General features: G+C 65.5%; 16 protein-coding genes. 12 read left to right on the forward strand and 4 right to left on the reverse strand.

Annotated elements, in window-relative coordinates; translation table 11 throughout:
* Positions 1 to 304 precede the first annotated feature (304 nt).
* Together IP68_RS06530 and IP68_RS06535 are read left to right on the forward strand one after the other, a co-directional pair.
* A complete protein-coding gene (locus tag IP68_RS06530) occupies positions 305 to 988 on the forward strand; it encodes a L,D-transpeptidase family protein (RefSeq protein ID WP_054134357.1) in 684 nt (227 codons plus the stop codon).
* A gap of 100 nt (positions 989 to 1,088) precedes the next feature.
* Positions 1,089 to 1,436, forward strand: a complete 348-nt coding sequence (locus IP68_RS06535) for a GntR family transcriptional regulator (protein ID WP_054134146.1) — start codon at positions 1,089 to 1,091, stop codon at positions 1,434 to 1,436.
* A 16-nt stretch (positions 1,437 to 1,452) separates the two neighbouring features.
* Here IP68_RS06535 and IP68_RS06540 read toward each other — a convergent pair whose 3' ends face one another.
* Positions 1,453 to 2,790: a dicarboxylate/amino acid:cation symporter gene (locus IP68_RS06540; RefSeq protein WP_054134147.1), complete on the reverse strand. Its 1,338-nt coding sequence runs from the start codon at positions 2,788 to 2,790 to the stop codon at positions 1,453 to 1,455.
* A gap of 136 nt (positions 2,791 to 2,926) precedes the next feature.
* Between IP68_RS06540 and IP68_RS06545 the strand changes: the two genes are divergently transcribed.
* The gene (locus IP68_RS06545; protein WP_054134148.1) at positions 2,927 to 3,517 is read left to right on the forward strand and encodes a hypothetical protein; all 591 of its coding nucleotides are present in this window, start codon (positions 2,927 to 2,929) and stop codon (positions 3,515 to 3,517) included.
* Between the two features lie 20 nt (positions 3,518 to 3,537).
* On the opposite strand, the gene IP68_RS06550 is transcribed toward IP68_RS06545, so the two are convergent.
* Together IP68_RS06550 and IP68_RS06555 are read right to left on the reverse strand one after the other, a co-directional pair.
* Positions 3,538 to 4,734, reverse strand: coding sequence for a Xaa-Pro peptidase family protein (locus IP68_RS06550; RefSeq protein WP_054134149.1), 1,197 nt, complete (start codon positions 4,732 to 4,734; stop codon positions 3,538 to 3,540).
* Positions 4,731 to 5,999 carry an FAD-binding oxidoreductase gene (locus tag IP68_RS06555; RefSeq protein WP_054134150.1) on the reverse strand — a complete coding sequence of 423 codons (1,269 nt, stop codon included), beginning with the start codon at positions 5,997 to 5,999 and terminating at the stop codon, positions 4,731 to 4,733. The genes IP68_RS06550 and IP68_RS06555 overlap by 4 nt, the downstream gene beginning before the upstream one ends.
* A 31-nt stretch (positions 6,000 to 6,030) precedes the next feature.
* On the opposite strand from IP68_RS06555, the gene IP68_RS06560 reads away from it, so the two are divergent.
* From IP68_RS06560 to IP68_RS06595, 8 genes are all read left to right on the forward strand, one after another.
* Complete coding sequence (locus tag IP68_RS06560; protein WP_054134151.1) at positions 6,031 to 6,972, forward strand: dihydrodipicolinate synthase family protein; 942 nt, start codon at positions 6,031 to 6,033, stop codon at positions 6,970 to 6,972.
* Entirely contained in the window at positions 6,972 to 7,970 is a 999-nt protein-coding gene (locus IP68_RS06565; protein ID WP_054134358.1) for a 4-hydroxyproline epimerase, read from the forward strand. The genes IP68_RS06560 and IP68_RS06565 overlap by 1 nt, the downstream gene beginning before the upstream one ends.
* A gap of 7 nt (positions 7,971 to 7,977) precedes the next feature.
* The gene (locus IP68_RS06570) at positions 7,978 to 8,655 is read left to right on the forward strand and encodes a GntR family transcriptional regulator (protein ID WP_054134152.1); all 678 of its coding nucleotides are present in this window, start codon (positions 7,978 to 7,980) and stop codon (positions 8,653 to 8,655) included.
* Positions 8,656 to 8,675: 20 nt separating this feature from the next.
* A complete protein-coding gene (locus IP68_RS06575) occupies positions 8,676 to 10,103 on the forward strand; it encodes an amino acid permease (RefSeq protein ID WP_054134153.1) in 1,428 nt (475 codons plus the stop codon).
* A 64-nt stretch (positions 10,104 to 10,167) separates the two neighbouring features.
* The gene (locus tag IP68_RS06580) at positions 10,168 to 11,796 is read left to right on the forward strand and encodes an amidohydrolase family protein (protein ID WP_231683768.1); all 1,629 of its coding nucleotides are present in this window, start codon (positions 10,168 to 10,170) and stop codon (positions 11,794 to 11,796) included.
* Positions 11,793 to 13,379, forward strand: coding sequence for an aldehyde dehydrogenase (NADP(+)) (locus IP68_RS06585; protein WP_054134155.1), 1,587 nt, complete (start codon positions 11,793 to 11,795; stop codon positions 13,377 to 13,379). Before IP68_RS06580 ends, IP68_RS06585 begins: the two co-directional genes overlap by 4 nt.
* A complete protein-coding gene (locus tag IP68_RS06590) occupies positions 13,379 to 13,564 on the forward strand; it encodes a hypothetical protein (RefSeq protein ID WP_054134156.1) in 186 nt (61 codons plus the stop codon). The genes IP68_RS06585 and IP68_RS06590 overlap by 1 nt, the downstream gene beginning before the upstream one ends.
* A 123-nt stretch (positions 13,565 to 13,687) precedes the next feature.
* Positions 13,688 to 15,208 carry an NAD(P)/FAD-dependent oxidoreductase gene (locus IP68_RS06595; protein WP_054134157.1) on the forward strand — a complete coding sequence of 507 codons (1,521 nt, stop codon included), beginning with the start codon at positions 13,688 to 13,690 and terminating at the stop codon, positions 15,206 to 15,208.
* A 3-nt stretch (positions 15,209 to 15,211) separates the two neighbouring features.
* On the opposite strand, the gene IP68_RS06600 is transcribed toward IP68_RS06595, so the two are convergent.
* Positions 15,212 to 16,018, reverse strand: coding sequence for a DUF4163 domain-containing protein (locus IP68_RS06600; RefSeq protein WP_054134158.1), 807 nt, complete (start codon positions 16,016 to 16,018; stop codon positions 15,212 to 15,214).
* A gap of 46 nt (positions 16,019 to 16,064) precedes the next feature.
* Here IP68_RS06600 and IP68_RS06605 point away from each other — a divergent pair, with 46 nt between their 5' ends.
* Positions 16,065 to 17,465, forward strand: coding sequence for a M17 family metallopeptidase (locus IP68_RS06605; protein WP_054134359.1), 1,401 nt, complete (start codon positions 16,065 to 16,067; stop codon positions 17,463 to 17,465).
* The last annotated feature ends 87 nt before the right edge of the window (positions 17,466 to 17,552 follow it).

Consider the following 17,552-nt stretch of genomic DNA (forward strand, 5'->3'; position numbering starts at 1 on the left):
GATATGGCGGCAAAAGCGGTATGGTGCCGGCCCCCAGTGGCGCCAGCCCGTCAAGCTTCAACAACCATGTCGGGATGGATCGCCATATAGGCGCGTGCCCGTGCAATGGCAAGAATTATGTCGGGCCGCAGCGCGCCCATGGTGCGCAGGTCCTGGGCCCTGGCGGGGCGTTAACCTGCACCCCTGGCACCGTCCCGCAGGGGGACGCAGCCGATCGCATGCTGGCGATTCGGCGCGGAGCGGGCTAGCATGCTGTCCAACGGCCGTGATGATGCGGCAAGGCGGGATCGACGGAGCAGATATCATGGCGGCAACCTTCAGGCCCAAGGCGCGGCAATTGGCAGGCGTCGGCATGCTGGCAGCGGCAGCGCTGCTGGTCACCGCGGTGGTCACCAGCGCTCCGGGCGATGCCGCGATCAAGTCTGCCGCTGTCGCGCCGCTTCCGGGTGCGGATGCAGGCGAACGCCCCGAGACTCGCGCACTCACCAAGGCAGAGGCTACGGCGACCACGCCCGAGCAGATCGGCTATGCGATCAAGAGCGTGATGACCATCGACGGTCCGCTGGGCCATGGCAATTATTACTGGGACGAGAGCCGCGCGCCCGCCACCGGCCCGATGCTGATCACCGTCGACCTGGAGGCGCAGACGCTTTCGGTATTCCGCGATGGGCACGAGATCGGGGTTGCGGTGATCCTGTACGGCACGCCCGAAAAGCCCACCCCGCTCGGCGCCTTCCCGATCACCCAGAAGGACGCCGACCATGTGTCCAACATCTATGATGCGCCGATGCCCTATATGCTGCGGCTGACCAACGATGGTGTTGCGGTGCACGGCAGCGATGTCGAATGGGGCTATGGCACGCGCGGCTGCATCGGCGTTCCCACCGCCTTCGCCAAGAAGCTGTTCAATCAGGTGAAACTGGGCGACATCGTCATCATCACCAATGGCGAGCGGATCAACGTCGGCGACGCGGTCACCGGCGTCTGAGCCGGTTCTTGCAGGTCCTGTGCGGGCACTTTTGTGCGCAACATCGGCGGCAGGCGAATGCGCTTGACCTGACACGCTGTATTATGGCAGTGAGGCAGTGATGGCAGACAACAGCAAACCCGTTTATCTCAAGCTGCGCGATATCATCGCAGCGTCGATCCTCGACGGCATCTATGCCGAAGGCGACATGCTCCCTTCGGTCCGCGCCTTTGCCGCCGAGCAACAGGCCAATCCGCTGACCGTCGCCAAGGCGTACCAGATGTTCCAGGATCAGGGTCTGGTCGAAGTGCAGCGCGGGGTGGGCATGTATGTCGCTCCCGGCGCCACCGAAAAGCTGCGCGACATGGAACGCGAGGATTTCCTCAAGCACATCTGGCCGCCGGTGCTGCGCCAGATGCAGCGCATCGGGCTTTCCCCCAATATCCTGCTGGCCGACGAAAAGGCCTGAGCGTTACCCCTGGGCTTCAGGCGCCGATGGCGCCTTCGGGCAGCTCTTCCACCGGCGGCAAGCGTCCCGCCAGCGCGGCATCGAACTGCGCCTTGTCCAGCCTGCCCTCCCATTTCGACACCACCACGGTCGCCACCGCATTGCCGATGAAATTGGTGAGGCTGCGGCATTCGGACATGAAGCGGTCGATCCCCAGGATCAGCGCCAGCCCCGCGACCGGCACCGAAGGCACGATCGACAGCGTCGCCGCCAGCGTGATGAAGCCTGCGCCGGTCACGCCCGCGGCGCCTTTGGAAGAGATCATCGCCACTCCCAGCAACAGCAGTTGCTCGCCGATCGACAGATCGACATTGCACGCCTGCGCGATGAACAAAGCCGCCAGCGTCATGTAGATGTTGGTGCCATCCAGATTGAAGCTGTAGCCGGTGGGCACGACCAGGCCGACGACGGTCTTGGGGCAGCCCGCGCGTTCCATCTTCTCGATCAGCGAGGGCAATGCGCTCTCCGACGATGACGTGCCCAGCACCAGCAGCAGCTCCGCCTTGAGATAGGCGATCAGCTTGAGGATCGAAAAGCCGCACGCGCGCGCGACCAGCCCCAGTACCACCAGCACGAACAGCAGCGAGGTAAGATAGAAGGTCGCAACCAGCGCGGCGAGATTGGCGAGCGTGCCGATGCCATATTCGCCGATGGTGAATGCCATCGCGCCGAAGGCGCCGACGGGGGCGGCCTTCATCACGATGCCGACCAGCTTGAAGAACGCGATCGAGGCATCCTCGAGCAGATCGAGCAACCGCGCGCCCCTGTCGCCGATCATCGCCAGCGAAATGCCGAACAGGATCGAGACGAACAGCACCTGCAGCAGATTGCCATCGCTGAGCGAGGACAGGAAGGTATCGGGAACGATCGCGGTGAGGAACCCGGTGATCGAGCTGTCTTCGGCCTTGGCGGCAAATTCGCTGACCTTGGCCGTGTCGAGCGTCGCCGGATCGATGTTCAGCCCGTCGCCCGGGCGTACGACATTGGCGACGATCATCCCGATGATCAGCGCCAGCGTGGAGAAGAACAGGAAATAGGCAAAGGCCTTGCCCGCGACTCGCCCCACACTCGCCAGATCGCGCATCCCGGCGATCCCGGTGACGATGGTGAGGAAGATAACCGGCGCGATCACCATCTTGACCAGCTTGATGAACACATCGCCCAGCGGCTTCATCGCGGCGCCCGTTTCCGGTGCGAAATGCCCGAGCGTCACGCCTGCGACGATCGCGACCAGCACCTGCAGATACAGCTGCGCATACCAGCGTTTGTGCGGGGGGCTTGCCAGTGCGCCGGGAGATGAAGCGTCGATGATCATCGCATGGGCCTATCACCGACGCGGGGCGGGGCCAACCGCGCTGAGCGCTGTAACCTTTCGGGCCTGGCCAGCGCACCTGCGGCAACACAGCCATCTGCGGCATCGGCAGATGCAAGCTTCGGGGAAATCACACGTCATGACCAGATATCTGCAAGCCGTTCCTCTGGCCATGATCGTGCTCGTCGTCACCCAGCTTTCCTATGTCGTGCTGTCGAACAGCGGCTTCGAGATGCATCGCATGGTGATCTGGACCACCGAGGCGGTCGCGTTTCTGGGGATCACGGTGCTGGCACTGGTGGCGCTGGCGCAGAAGTCAAGGCTTGCGCCTGCCTGGGCGGCGATCGCTGTCAGCGGCGTGCTCAATGTCGTGCAGGTGGGTATGGGCCTTGCGATGTTCGGCCCGCTCAAAGACGCCGGAGAGGCGATGGCACCGGCCTATGAAGCTGTCGTCGCCGGTGCGTTCTTCCTCTATTTCGCGGGCAAATGGCTCTTCGGCCTCGCTGCGATCCTCGTCGGCGCCGCGATGCTGCGTGGAACCGGGCTGGCGAAGGCCGCAGGCGTGCTGGCGATCTTGTCGGGACTTGCCGCGATGGCGGTCAACCTGCTCGGCATGGCAACCGGAATGGCCTGGATCTTCCCGGCAGGTGCCGCCGGCACCGCCGCGACGCTGCTGCTGGCGATCGCCTTGGCGATGACGCTGCGGGAACGGCCCGAGGGCCAGCCCTGAGGCCTGGCCGGGGCGGTGCCTCAACCAAACGGGGCGTCGATCGCGACCTGCGGCTGGGTGAACCAGCGTGGGCCGTCATCGGCCATGTAGAAATGGTCCTCCAGCCGGATGCCGAAGCGGTCGGGGATGACGATCATCGGTTCGTTGGAAAAGCACATGCCGGTCGCAAGGGGAGTCTTGTCGCCGCGCACCAGATAGGCGGGTTCGTGTATCGAAAGGCCGATGCCGTGCCCAGTGCGGTGGGGCAGGCCGGGGAGGTTGTAGTCCGGTCCTAGGCCGCCTGCCTCGAGCACGTCGCGCGCGGCCTGATCTACGCTCTCGCAAGCATGGCCGGGCTGCGCGGCGGCGAAGGCCGCGCCCTGGGCGGCGTGTTCCAGATCCCAGATGCGGCGCTGCTCGTCATCGGGCGTGCCAAAGACATAGCTGCGGGTGATGTCCGAATGATAGCCCTGCACGGTGGTGCCGGTGTCGATCAGCACCATGTCGCCCTCACGCAGCTGCGGATCGCCGGGCACGCCGTGCGGAAACGCGGTGCCGTGGCCGAACTGGACCATGCAGAAGGTGCTCGGTGCGCCGCCGATCTTCCGGTGTCCCTCGTCGATGAAGCGGACCACCTCGCTGGCGCGGATGCCCTCGCGCAGGATCAGCGCGGCGCGGCGGTGGATTTCCAACGTCATCGTCTTGGCCTGCTGCATCAGCGCGATCTCGGCGGGTGATTTGTGCATCCGGCAGCCATCGATCGCCGGTGCGCCGCTGACCAGCGTGAGGGCTGGCGCGTCACGCGCGATGCGGTCGACGAACAGAAACGGCAGCGCCGGATCGATCGCGAGCGTATCGGCACCCCAGCCACGGCACATATCCGCAACCAGCGCGGTGGGCGACTGGTCCTCCTGCCACAGGCGGTAATCGGTGCTGATCTGCATTTCGGCCTGCAGCGAGCCGAGCTCGAAATGCGGCGCGATCATCACCGGGTCGCCGGTCACGGGGATCAGCATCGCGACCAGCCGCTCGGTGCCGCCCCAGGGGACGCCCGCGAAATAGCGCAGCGATGTGCCCGCAGCGATGAGCAGCGCGTCGGCGCCGCTGTCGCGGGTGAGGCGCCGCGCCTTTTCGATCCGTGCGAGCCGTTCGTCCTGGGTGATCGGGGCCGCGGGGGTGGCCCAGGGGGTGATCGTCGCAAGCTGCTCGACCGCGTTTGATCCGCCAATGCCTTTCATGTCGTGTCTCCAAATCGCGCCGGGTCAAACGGCGCAAGGTCGATTCCCGGGGGCCGACCGGTGGCGAGCGCGGCGATTGCCTCGCCGGTCGCGGCCGCCAATGTCATCCCCAGATGCTGATGTCCAAAGGCATATAGCAGGTTGGGCGCGCGGGTGCTGCGGCCGATTGCGGGAAGATAATCGGGCAGCGTGGGCCGCGCGCCGATCCATTCGTGGTCCGGTCCGTCAAATGGCAGGCCGAGCGCGGCAACATGGTCGCGCAGCCTGCGCCATTTGCCCGAATCGGGCGCAGCGGTGCGCGCGGAAAACTCGATGAAGCTTGCCGCGCGCAGCCCGCCTGCAAAGCGGGTGACGATCATCGATCGGTCCTCGAACGCGACCGGGGGCATGTCTGCGGGCCAGCGGCTGTCGGGCGACTGGATGTGATAGCCGCGCTCGGCGATCAGCGGGATACGCAGCCCCATCGGGCGCAGCAGCTCGGCAGAAGCCGCGCCTGCGCTCACCACGATATGGTCGGCGGTCAGCCATTCGCCGCCGATGATCGCATGGGCCGTCCCGCCATCGATCTCGATGCTGTCAGCCTTCGCATGGCGGATCGTGCCTCCGCCAGCGACCAGCGCCTGGCGCAGCGCATTGGCGAGCGCGCCCAGATCGGTCATCTGGCCCGATCCGACAAACCGCACCGCGCCTGCGATCGTGCCATTGGGCGCCAGCGCGCGGATCGCGGATAGCTCTTCGGGCGTCGCATCGCGCACGCTGGCGGTGCCGATATCGGTGGAAAGCCAGTGCGCACGGCCCTTTGCGGCGCTGGCCTCGCTTTCCCAGGCGACGAAATGTCCGTCCTGCCGCAGCAGATGCGCGGTGCCGCTTAGCGCGCACATCCGCTGCCATGCGGGCATCGCTTGCGCCAGCAATGCGGACAGCGCGGCGGTTCCGGCGGAAAAGCGGGCAGGAGTGCTGGCGCGCAGCAGCTTCAGCGCAAACGGACCCCAGCTGCCGATCTGGCGCAGTGGCAGCCCCAGGGCACCGCGCGGATACAGCCGCGCCAGTGCGCCCGCGATCATTGCGGGGGACGCCAGCGGCTGGACCTGCTCCACCGCAATATGCCCGGCATTGCCCCAGGAGGCACCTTGCGGTTTTTCCTGTGGCTCCAGCACTGTCGCAGATAGCCCACAGCGTTGCAGCTGCAACGCTGTGCAAAGGCCGACAAGCCCTCCGCCGATCACCAGACCGGTCTCACCCGAAGAAGAACATCTGTTTTTCATATTGTCAGGCAAATCATATACGGTATACGAAATGGACTGCAACCGGAGTTTCTGCGTGACGATCACACCATCCAAGACATTGTGGCAGGGTGTCTACCCCGCCGCCACCACCCAGTTTACCGAAAGCCTGGCGATCGATCACGATGCCACCCAGCGGGTGCAGACCGCGCTGGTGGATGATGGCGTCGATGGGCTGATCGTGCTCGGCACCTGCGGCGAGAACAACTCGCTGGAGGCAGACGAGAAGCTCGCGGTTCTCAAGGGCGCGGTCGAGGCAGTGGGCAACCGGGTGCCGCTGGTTGCTGGCGTCTCAGAGTTCACCACCGATCGCGCGGTCAGATATGCGCAAGCCGCAGAGGCAATTGGTATCGATGCGTTGATGCTGCTGCCTGCAATGGTCTATGTTCCCAACCTCGACGAATTGTACACGCACTTCCGGACCGTGGCAGAGGCGACCAGCCTGCCGATCATGCTCTACAACAACCCGCCCGCCTACCGCGTCAACGTCGATTTCGACACGCTCGCGCGACTTGAGGAGGTGCCCAACATCGTCGCGATCAAGGAAAGCGCGCCCGATCCGCGCCGCTTCACCGATCTGTATAACCAGTTCGGGGATCGCTATACGCTGATGGCAGGGCTCGACGATGTCGCTCTCGAAGGTCTGATGCTCGGCGCGTCGGGCTGGGTTTCGGGGCTCACCAGCGCGTTCCCGCGCGAATCGGTTGCGCTGGTGGCGGCGCAACGGCGCGGTGATTATGCCGAGGCCCTGCGTATCTACCGCTGGTTCATGCCGCTGCTCCATCTCGATGCCGAGCATGACCTCGTCCAGTCGATCAAGCTGGCCGAGCAGATCATGGGGCGCGGATCGGAACGGGTACGGATGCCGCGCATGCCGCTTTCGGGCCAGCGCCGCGCCGATGTCATCGCCTGGGTCGAACAGTGCGCCGCGACGCGGCCGCTTGCCGGCGCCTGATGCGGCACACCTTCTTCTGCATCGACGGCCACACCGCGGGCAATCCGGTGCGGCTGGTCGTCGGCGGCGCGCCGCTTGTGCGCGGGTCGTCGATGGCCGAGCGGCGGATGGACTTCGTCGAACGGTTCGACTGGATCCGCACCGGCCTGTGCTTCGAGCCGCGCGGGCATGACATGATGTCGGGCGGGTTTCTCTATCCGCCGACCCGCACCGAAAACGACATCGGCATCCTGTTCATGGAGACATCGGGCTGCCTGCCGATGTGCGGCCATGGCACCATCGGCATCATCACCTTCGCACTCGAACACGGGCTGATCCAGCCGCGCGTGCCCGGCCATATCAAGGTCGAAGTGCCCGCGGGTGATATCGAGATCGATTATGTGCGCGCGGGCGACAAGGTGACCTCGGTCCGCATCCGCAATGTCGCCTCGTTCGTCGCGGCGCAGGGGGTGCAGATCGATGTGCCGGGGCTGGGCCCGCTTAGCATCGACATCGCCTATGGCGGCAATTTCTACGCGATCATCGAGCCGCAGCCCGGCTATCCGGGGCTCGATGCGCTGGGTGCGGCGCGGCTGGTCGAGCTGTCGCGCACCATCCGAGCGATGCTCCGCGAGACGATCGAGCCGGTGCATCCGCTCGACGACCGCATCCGCGGCGTCAGCCATATGCTGTGGGCCGACGTTCCCAAAGGCGATGGCGCCGACGGGCGCAACGCGGTGTTCTATGGCGAGCGCGCCATCGACCGCTCGCCCTGCGGCACCGGAACCTCCGCGCGGCTGGCGCATCTGGCGCACACCGGGCGGTTGCAGACGGGCGAGGCCTTCGTCCACGAAAGCTACATCGGCAGCCGCTTTGTGGGGCGGGTCGAGGCGCGGGTCGATCTGGCCGGGCATCCAGCGATCATCCCGTCGATCGAGGGATCGGCTTTTTCCACCGGCTTCAACACGATCTGGATCGACGACGAAGACCCCTTCTGGAAGGGCTTCTCTGTGATATGAGGGGCCGATGAGCATCGTTGTCCGCAATCTTTCAGAGCAGCTGGTCGATCTGGTCCGCGACCGCATCCTTACCGGTGCCGTCGCCCCCGGACGTCCGATCCGGCAGGATGCGCTGGCGGCGGAGCTGGGGGTCAGCAAGATCCCGCTGCGCGAGGCGCTCGCCCGGCTCGAAGAGGAAGGCTTGCTGGCATCGCAGGCCAATCGCGGTTTCACCGTCCGCGCGCTCAACACCGCCGAGGCCGAAGAGGTCTTTGCGCTGCGCCTGAAGCTCGAGCCCGATCTGGCCGCACTGGCGTCGCGCGCGGCTTCCAGTGTCGACCAGCGCGCCGCTGCCGATATTCTGGACAGGCTCGATGTGCTCACCGATTCGCGGGGCGAGGGGGTGGGGGCGTTCAACCGCGCCTTTCACCTGGCGCTGCTGCGACCCGCGCGGCGGCCGGTGACTTTCACCATTCTCGAACGGCTGCACGTGCTGTCCGAGCGCTATGTCCGCAAGCATCTAGAGCCGCTGGGCCGCGACGAGCGCGCCAACGAGGAGCACCGCGAATTGCTGGCGGCGTGGATCGCGCGCGACGAACCGAGGGTGACGGCGCTGGCGGTATCGCATATCGGCAAGACACTCGACGATCTTCGCGTGCAATTGAACGCAAATGACACAGAAACACCCGGCGCTGCGGCTGGGTGAAACGACAAGGGACGCACATCATGGGGTTTTTCGGGCCGATAAAGCCGATCGTACAGGCGTCCGATGCGCCAGAGGGCAGTCGGCTGAAGCCGACATTGTCCTGGCCGCACCTGATCGCATTGGGCGTCGGCGCAATCGTCGGCACCGGCATCTACACGCTCACCGGCGTCGGTGCCGAGCGGGCCGGGCCCGCTGTGATCCTGGCGTTCGCGATTGCGGGCGCAGTGTGCGCCTGCGCGGCTCTGGCCTATGCCGAGTTGGCAACGATGATCCCCACGGCGGGCTCGGCCTACACCTACACCTATTCGGTGGTCGGCGAGACCCTGGCCTGGGTGGTCGGATGGAGCCTGATCCTCGAATATTCGCTGGCCTGCTCCACCGTCGCGGTCGGTTGGTCGGGCTATCTGGTCGGCTGGCTGCAATCGGCGGGGGTTTCGCTTCCCGAGATGCTGCTGGCAGGACCCCATGCCGGCGGGATCATCAACCTGCCTGCGGTGGTCGTATCGCTGGCGATCGCGGGCATGCTGATGGCGGGCACGCGTGAGAGCGCGACGCTCAACATCATCCTCGTCATCATCAAGCTCGTGGCGCTGACCGCGTTCATCGCGCTGGCCGCACCCGCGTTCGATGCCGACAACCTTACCCCGTTCATGCCCTATGGCTTCGGCAGCTCGGTACAGGACGGATCGACCCGCGGGGTGATGGCGGCGGCTGCGATCGTGTTCTTCGCATTCTATGGATTCGACGCGGTGGCGACATCGGCCGAGGAGGCGCGCAATCCGGGGCGCGATCTTACCATCGGGATCATTGGATCGATGGCGGTTTGCACGCTGATCTACATGGCCGTCGCGCTGTCGGCGATCGGCGCGATGTCCTATGTGACGCTGGGCAATTCGCCCGAGCCGCTGGCTTTGGTGCTGCGCACCCTCGGCCACCCCACCGCATCCTATCTGGTCGCGCTGGCTGCGCTCATCGCGCTGCCCTCGGTGATCTTGGTGATGATGTACGGCCAGAGCCGCATCTTCTTCGTCATGGCGCGCGATGGCCTGTTGCCCCCGGTGCTGTCGCGGGTGTCGGCAAAGACCGGTGCTCCGGTGCTTGTCACCGGCATCACCGGAGTGTTCGTCGCTGCAGTGGCGGGCTTCTTCCGGCTCGACGAGATTGCCGAGCTCGCCAATGCGGGCACGCTGCTGGCGTTCATCGCGGTGGGCGGATGCCTGATGGTGCTGCGCAAGCGCGCGCCCGAACTCAAGCGCGTGTTCAAGTGCCCGCAGCCCTATCTGGTCGGCACGCTGGCGATCCTGGGCTGTCTCTATCTCATGATCAGCCTGCCTTCGCAGACTTTGGTGCGCTTTGCGCTGTGGAATGTGGCGGGGCTCGCCTTCTATTTCCTCTACAGCCGCTCGCGCAGCCAGGCCCGGCAGGATGCTCCGGTGACGGGTATCTGACATCATCAAAAGCGCAACGTCACTTGGCAGGGGAGAGGGTATCATGCGGATAGGGCGCATAGGGTTGACGATTGTATCGGCGCTGGCGCTTGCGGGGAGCATATCGGCTCCGCTGCAGGGTCAGGCGCTCGGCCAGGCGCAGCCGCGCGAGGTCGCCGACCCCATTCCGCCGCGCACGCTGGGCGAGGGCCCCTGGCCGCGCACCGTGCTGCGCAACGCGATCTATGTTGATGGCACGGGCGCGCCCGCGCAGGGCCCGGTGGACATCGTCATCGAGAACGACCGGATCGTGCGGATCGTCTCGATCGGTTCGCCCGGTGCGATCGAGGAGGCCCGGCGTCCCCCGCGCGGCGACAAGGAGTACGACCTCACCGGGCACTACGTGCTCCCGGGCTTTGTTGACGCGCATGTCCATCTGCATACCTTGAGCGACGGACAGGGCGTGCCGTCCGATTATGTGCTCAAGCTCTGGCTCGCGCACGGCATCACCACCGCGCGCAATGTCGGCTCGTCGGAGATGTCAATCGAGCAGCAGGTCGCGATCAAGGGCCGGCTTGCGCGCAACGAGATTACCGGGCCTCGGCTCGATGTCTATCCGATGTTCCATCAGATCGGCCTGCCGATCCGCACCGCAGAGGAAGGGCGTCTGGCGATCCGCGATGCCAAAAGGCGCGGCGCAGACGGCATCAAGTTCATCGGCGGCAGCGAGGCGGCGCTGATCGCGGGTATCGAGGAAGCGAAGAAGCTCGGCCTGCATTCGACGATGCACCACGCGCAAGGCGTCGTCGCTTATGCCAATGTGCTGCGCACCAGCGGCGCCGGGCTCGAATCGATGGAGCACTGGTACGGCCTGCCCGAAGCCATGTTCACCAACCAGAAATTGCAGGACTGGCCGACCGACTTTATCAACACCGACGAGCAGATGCGCTTCGGCGAGGCGGGCAGGCTGTGGCAGCAGACCGCAAAGCCCGGGTCGGACAAATGGAACGAAGTGATGGAGACGCTGCTCGAGCGCGGCTTCACGCTCGACCCCACCTTCACCGCCTATCTCGCCAGCCGCGACCTGATGCGGATGAACCGCGCTTTCTGGCACAACGAATACACCATGCCCGCACTTTGGGACTGGTATCGCCCCAGCCGGATCAATCACGGCTCGTACTGGTTCGACTGGACCACCGAGCGCGAGATGGACTGGAAGGAAAACTACCGGCTGTGGATGAGCTTCGTCAACGAATACAAGAATCGCGGCGGCCGAGTCACCGTGGGTTCAGACGCGGGCTATATCTATAACACCTATGGCTTCGGCTATATCCAGGAGATGGAACTGCTGCGCGAGGCCGGGTTCAGCCCGCTCGAGGTGATCAATTCGGCGACGCAGCAAGGCGCACGGCTGCTTGGGCACGATGCCGATATCGGCACGATCGAGCCGGGCAAGAAGGCGGATCTGGTAATCGTGAAGGGCAATCCCATCGCCAATCTCAAACTGCTGTTCGCCACCGGTACGCTCAAGCTCGACGATGCCACCGGCAAGGCGCAGCGGGTCGGCGGCATCGCCTGGACCGTAAAAGATGGCATCTTCTACGAGGGCAAGGCGTTGAGAGCAGATATCCGCGCCATCGTGGCGCGATCGAAGGCAGATCGCGGGTTACCCCCGGGATATATGACAATCGAACAGGAAGATTTGACGCAATGATCCACGCCGCGCCTCTCACGGGCGAATATTTCATCGCGGGCGAGCGGCGCGGCAGCGGTGAAGTGTTCCACGCCTATGACCCCGCTTGTGGTGCCAGCATCGACGATATCGGCTTCTTCTGCTCGAGCGAGCAGGACGTTGCCGATGCCTGCGCTGCTGCCGAGGCTGCCGCGATCCCTTATGCCGATCTTCCGCGCGAGACCCGCGCCGCGTTCCTGGATGCCATCGCCGCCAATATCGAGGCGTTGGGCGATGCGCTGATCGAACGGGCATCGCGCGAATCCGGGCTACCGGTGGCGCGGATCACCGGCGAACGTGGGCGCACCTGCGGCCAGCTGCGGCTGTTCGCCAGCGAAGTGCGCGACGGCCAGTGGCTCAAGCTGCGCATCGATCATGCCGATCCCGCGCGCACCCCGCCCAAGCCGGAGCTGCGGCTGCGCATGGTGCCGCTGGGCCCGGTCGCGGTGTTCGGCGCATCCAACTTCCCGCTCGCGTTTTCAACCGCAGGCGGCGACACAGCTTCGGCCCTCGCCGCTGGCTGTCCGGTGGTGGTCAAGGGGCACCCTGCACACCCCGGAACCTCCGAGCTGATTGCCGGCGCGATTGTCCGGGCTGCGACTGACACCGGTGTTCCCGCAGGCGTGTTCAGCCTGCTCAGCGGAACCGGCAATGCGCTTGGTGCGGCGCTGGTCGCCGATCCGCGCATCCAGGCGGTCGGCTTTACCGGATCGCGGGGCGGCGGCGAGGCGCTGATGAAGATCGCTGCGGCGCGGACCCAGCCGATCCCGGTCTATGCCGAAATGTCGGCAATCAATCCGGTGATTCTGCTGCCTGAAGCTCTGGCGGCGCGGGGCAAGGCGCTGGCGGCGGGCTATATCGGCTCGCTGACATTGGGGTCGGGGCAGTTCTGCACGAATCCCGGGTTGGTGCTGGCGCTCGAAGGGCCCGCGCTGGACGCGTTTCTGGAGGAAGCCGGGCAGCTCGTCGAAGCGCAGGCGCCGCAGACCATGCTCACCGCAGGCATCCATGCCGCCTATGAAAAGGGCAGCGCAGCACTCGCCGCCACGCCCGAGGTCAGGACCATCGCGCGCGGCGTGCACCCCACCGGCCCGCACGAGGGCCGCACTGCATTGTTCAGCGTGACCGGCGCCGACTGGCTTGCCAATGCCGAGCTGCAGCACGAGGTGTTCGGGGCCGCGTCGATCGTCGTGCGCTGCGCCGACCGCGCCGAGCTTCTTGCGGTGCTGTCCGCACTCGAAGGCCAGTTGACCGCGACGTTGCACATGGACGAGGCCGACATCGACGATGCGCGCGCGCTGCTGCCCGTGCTCGAGCGCCGGGTCGGCCGCATCCTCGCCAATGGCTGGCCGACCGGCGTCGAGGTCAGCCATGCTGTCAACCACGGCGGGCCCTATCCCGCTACCTCGGATGGCCGCACCAGTTCGGTGGGCACGCTCGCCATCGACCGGTTCCTGCGCCCGGTCGCCTATCAGGACCTGCCTGGTGCGCTGCTGCCGCCCGAGCTGCGCGAAGGCGGCCAGCCAGGCGTGTTGTCGCGGATCGACGGAAAGTGGACGATTTGATGCGTCTGCCCGACGATATTGCCGATTATGTCCTGCGCAGCTGCCCCGCACGTACCGAAGAGGCGGTGATGAGCCGCTTCGGCATCAGCTACAACACCTTGCGCAAGATCGAGCGTGGCGAACCCATCCGCGCCTCGGTCGCGCAGCGCCTGCTCGAGCGGATCGCGGACGAGCGCGTCGCCTGATCGCGCTTTATGGCCGGATCGGGCCAAAACCGGTTGCAATTTACAACGATGTAAGCATGGTATAGCCTTTGGATGACGCAAGAGAGCCGCGGCCAAGCGGACTGCGACCGGAGAGCCTGACCCATGAAGCACGAAAAGCCGTCCGACCTCAAAGCCGCCACCCATCTTGATGTGCTGATCATCGGCGCGGGGATTTCGGGGCTCGGCATGGCGGTCCATCTCAAGGAAAAGTGCCCCGGACGCAGCTTTGCGATTCTGGACCAGCGCAGCGACATCGGCGGCACCTGGAACCTGTTCCAGTACCCCGGCATCCGCTCGGACAGCGACATGCACACCCTGGGGTTCGAGTTCGAGCCCTGGCGTGAGCAGAAGGCGATCGCCGACGGCCCCTCGATCCTGAGCTATCTGCGCCGGATCAAGGACGAACGCGGGCTCAATGACCACATCAGGCTGGGCCACAAGGTGCTCTCTGCCAGCTGGTCGAGCAGCGATGCGCGCTGGACGATCGCTGCCGAGGTCGAAGGGCAGGGCGTTTGCCACCTCACCGCCAACTATCTGTTCATGGGCACCGGCTATTACGATTATGACGAGGGCTACGACCCCGCGTTCGAGGGTCGCGAAAGCTTTGGCGGCGAGATCATCCACCCGCAATTCTGGCCCCGGGGCTTCGATTATGCAGGCAAGAACATCGTCGTGATCGGATCGGGCGCAACCGCAGTGACGATTGTGCCGTCGATGACCGACAAGGCCAAGCACGTCACGATGCTGCAGCGCACGCCGACCTGGTACTGGAGCCGCCCCGCCAAGGACTGGCTGGCCAACAGCTTGCGTGCCATCATGCCCGATGAATGGGCCTATCGCTTCATCCGCTTCAAGAACGTGCGGATGCAGCAGATCTCGTTCAAGCGTGCGCGCGAAAATCCCAAGAAGGTCGGCGACTATCTGCTCAAGCGGATCCGCAAGATCATGGGTGGCAAGATGAACGAACCCGATTTCCAGCCACCTTACGGCCCCTGGGAGCAAAGGCTGTGCCTCGTCCCCGATGGCGACATGTTCAAGGCGATCCGCGACGGCAAGGCCGATATCGTCACCGATCATATCGACAGGTTCACGCCCACCGGCATTGATCTCAAATCGGGCAAGCATCTCGACGCCGATGTGATCATCACCGCCACCGGGCTCAAGCTAGCGATGGCAGGCAAGGTCGCGTTCTCGGTCGATGGCCAGCCGGTCGATTTCACCCAGCATTATTACTACAAGGGCTGCATGTTCAGCGACGTGCCGAACATGGCGATCGTCTTCGGCTATCTGAATGCGTCGTGGACGCTCAAGGTCGATATCGTCGCCGACTTCGTCTGCCGCACGCTCAACCACATGGCTGCGACCGGTACCGATGTAGCGGTGCCGGTGCTGGGCAGCGACGGCCCGGTCAACGAGGAGGAAATCTTCGATTTCTCGTCGGGCTATGTCCAGCGCGCGCTGCATATCCTGCCCAAGCAGGGCGACCGCATGCCGTGGCGGCTCAACCAGGATTATCTGTTCGACCGCAAGGTGCTGCGCGAAGAGGCGGTGGACGATGGCGTGCTCGCCTTCCGCAAGGCCGATGCGCACGCGCCGCAGCAGACCGCCATCGCGGCGGAGTGATCGTCACTCCGCAGGGGCGGCAAAGGCTGCGCGGTATTCGGGCCTGATCCTTTCCAGCGCCGCGCCGGACAGCGGCAGGCTGATCTCGTAAACGCCCTCGACATAGGGGCCTGCGACATAAGGCGCGGCTATGAACATCATGCGGTCGAAACCGCTGTCGCTGCTGGCATAAGGCACCAGCACCAGCTCGGCAAAGGGCGGGCAGGTGTTGAACATGTCGTCGGGCTCGCCGATCTGCTCGCCGCGCTTTTCGCGACGCTCCACATTGAGCGCGGTGCAATAGCCCTCGCGCAACGGCTCGAGCGCCATGGCCATGTCCGTGAACAGCGCGGCCAGCTGGATGCGTTTGTCCGCCGCCTTGTCCCAGATCAGCGCTTCATAACCCGTGTTGCCGTGCGCGCCGCCCGAATAGCTGCTGATCTCCGCCACCATGGCAAGCATCTCGGGGCTCTCCCCGGTAACCTTCCAGCCGACGCCCAGCATGTGCGGGTTGAACGGATAGTCGTTGTCCGCCGCTTCCTTCTGCGCCTCTGCGGTCTGCGCTTCCAGCTCGCCCAGCGCCTTGGCGCGCTCGGCATCGAGCATCGCGGCCAGCCTGGGCAGGGCAGCGGCCTGGGCGGGGTATTCATAGGTGAAGGCAAATGCCTTGGTTTCGCGTTCGAAGCTCACCGCGGTCGCTGCTTTCGTGCTGGCGACGGGCGCTTTGGTCTTCTGGGCGACCGGGGTTCCCTGCTCGCACGCGGCGATGCCGGGCAGCGCCAGCGCCGCCAGCACGGCCAGAGTGATCTGCGCCGGTTTTCGACCGTTCATATTTCTGTCTCGCTCGGCTGGCTGAAAAATGCTCTATGCTGCGACAATGATGGATTTGTCTCACCTCGTCCAGCCGGACATTGGCCAGCCGGCGCGCCTGCTTCACCTCGTCGACAAGGCCGGCCTGGCGGCCTGGCTGGCGTCGGCGCCGCCGCGCGTGCGCAACCACCTCGCCGCGATGCGCTTCACCGCGCGTCCGCATGAGCTGGTCGTGGTTTCGGGCGATACGGCCGATGAGTGGTCGGTGGTGCTGGGGGTGGCCGATGTCGCCAATCTGCGGCCCTGGTGCCTTGCCAAGGCGCCGGAAGTTCTCGCCGCGGGCACCTTCAGGCTGGGAGGTGATGTCAGGCCAGGCGATGCGGTGATCGGCTGGGCGCTCGCCCAGCACCGTCTGACCACCTACAAGAAGCCAGAGGAGAATCCGCAAGGCTCGCGCGTGCTGCTGACCGGCGATCCTGCGCGGCTTCCCGATCGCATCGCAGAGGCAGAGGCGACCGCCTGGGTGCGCGACATGGTCAACACCCCCGCCGAAGACATGGGCCCGGGCGATCTCGAATCCGCAGCAGAGGCGCTCGCCAGGCGCTATGGCGCGACGCTTGAAGTGACCCGCGGCGACGCGCTTGCCACCGGCTATCCGATGATCCACGCGGTCGGGCGCGCGGCGGCGCGCAGCCATGCGCCGCGGCTGATCGAGCTGCACTGGGGACGCGAGGATCATCCCCGCGTCGCCATCATCGGCAAGGGCGTGTGCTTTGATAGCGGCGGGCTCGACATCAAATCGGCGGCGGGCATGCTGCTGATGAAAAAGGATATGGGCGGCGCCGCGCACGCTTTGGCGCTGGCGCAACTGATCATGCGCGCAGGCCTGCCGGTGCGGTTGCACATGCTGGTCGGCGCGGTGGAGAACGCCATCTCGGGGAACGCCTTCCGCCCCGGCGACGTGCTCAGGAGCCGCAAGGGGATCACCGTCGAGATCGGTAACACCGATGCCGAAGGCCGGCTGGTGCTCGGCGATTGCCTGGCCAAGGCGAGCGAGACTCCGCCCGATGTGATGATCAACTTCGCCACGCTCACCGGCGCGGCGCGGGTTGCGGTGGGTCCCGATCTGCCCGCATTGTTCGCCAACAGCGATCCGCTGGCCGATGGTCTGGTCGCCAGCGGCAGGGCGGTGGGCGATCCGTGCTGGCGGCTGCCACTGTGGCCGGGGTACGAAGACATGTATGTCAGCGATATCGCGGACATCGGCAACAGCGGTGGGGCGTTCGCCGGTGCCATCACCGCGGCGCTGTTTCTGCAGCGCTTTGTCGGCGAGGGCGTGCCCTGGGCGCATTTCGACACCTATGCGTGGCGGCCCACGCCCCGGCCCGGCCAGCCCAAGGGCGGCGAGGCGCTGGGCCTGCGCGCATCATGGCACTATCTGCGCGGCCGCTATGGCGCGGCTGGCTGATCTTGGCCGCTGTGTGGCAGGCATTTTCCGGCGTCGGGCGCTGTGTTAACCGGCGGCTTGGACAAATCGCTTCAACTCGTCTATCTG

The sequence above is a fragment of the Blastomonas sp. AAP25 genome, assembly GCF_001295965.1.
Taxonomy (GTDB): Bacteria; Pseudomonadota; Alphaproteobacteria; order Sphingomonadales; family Sphingomonadaceae; genus Blastomonas; species Blastomonas fulva.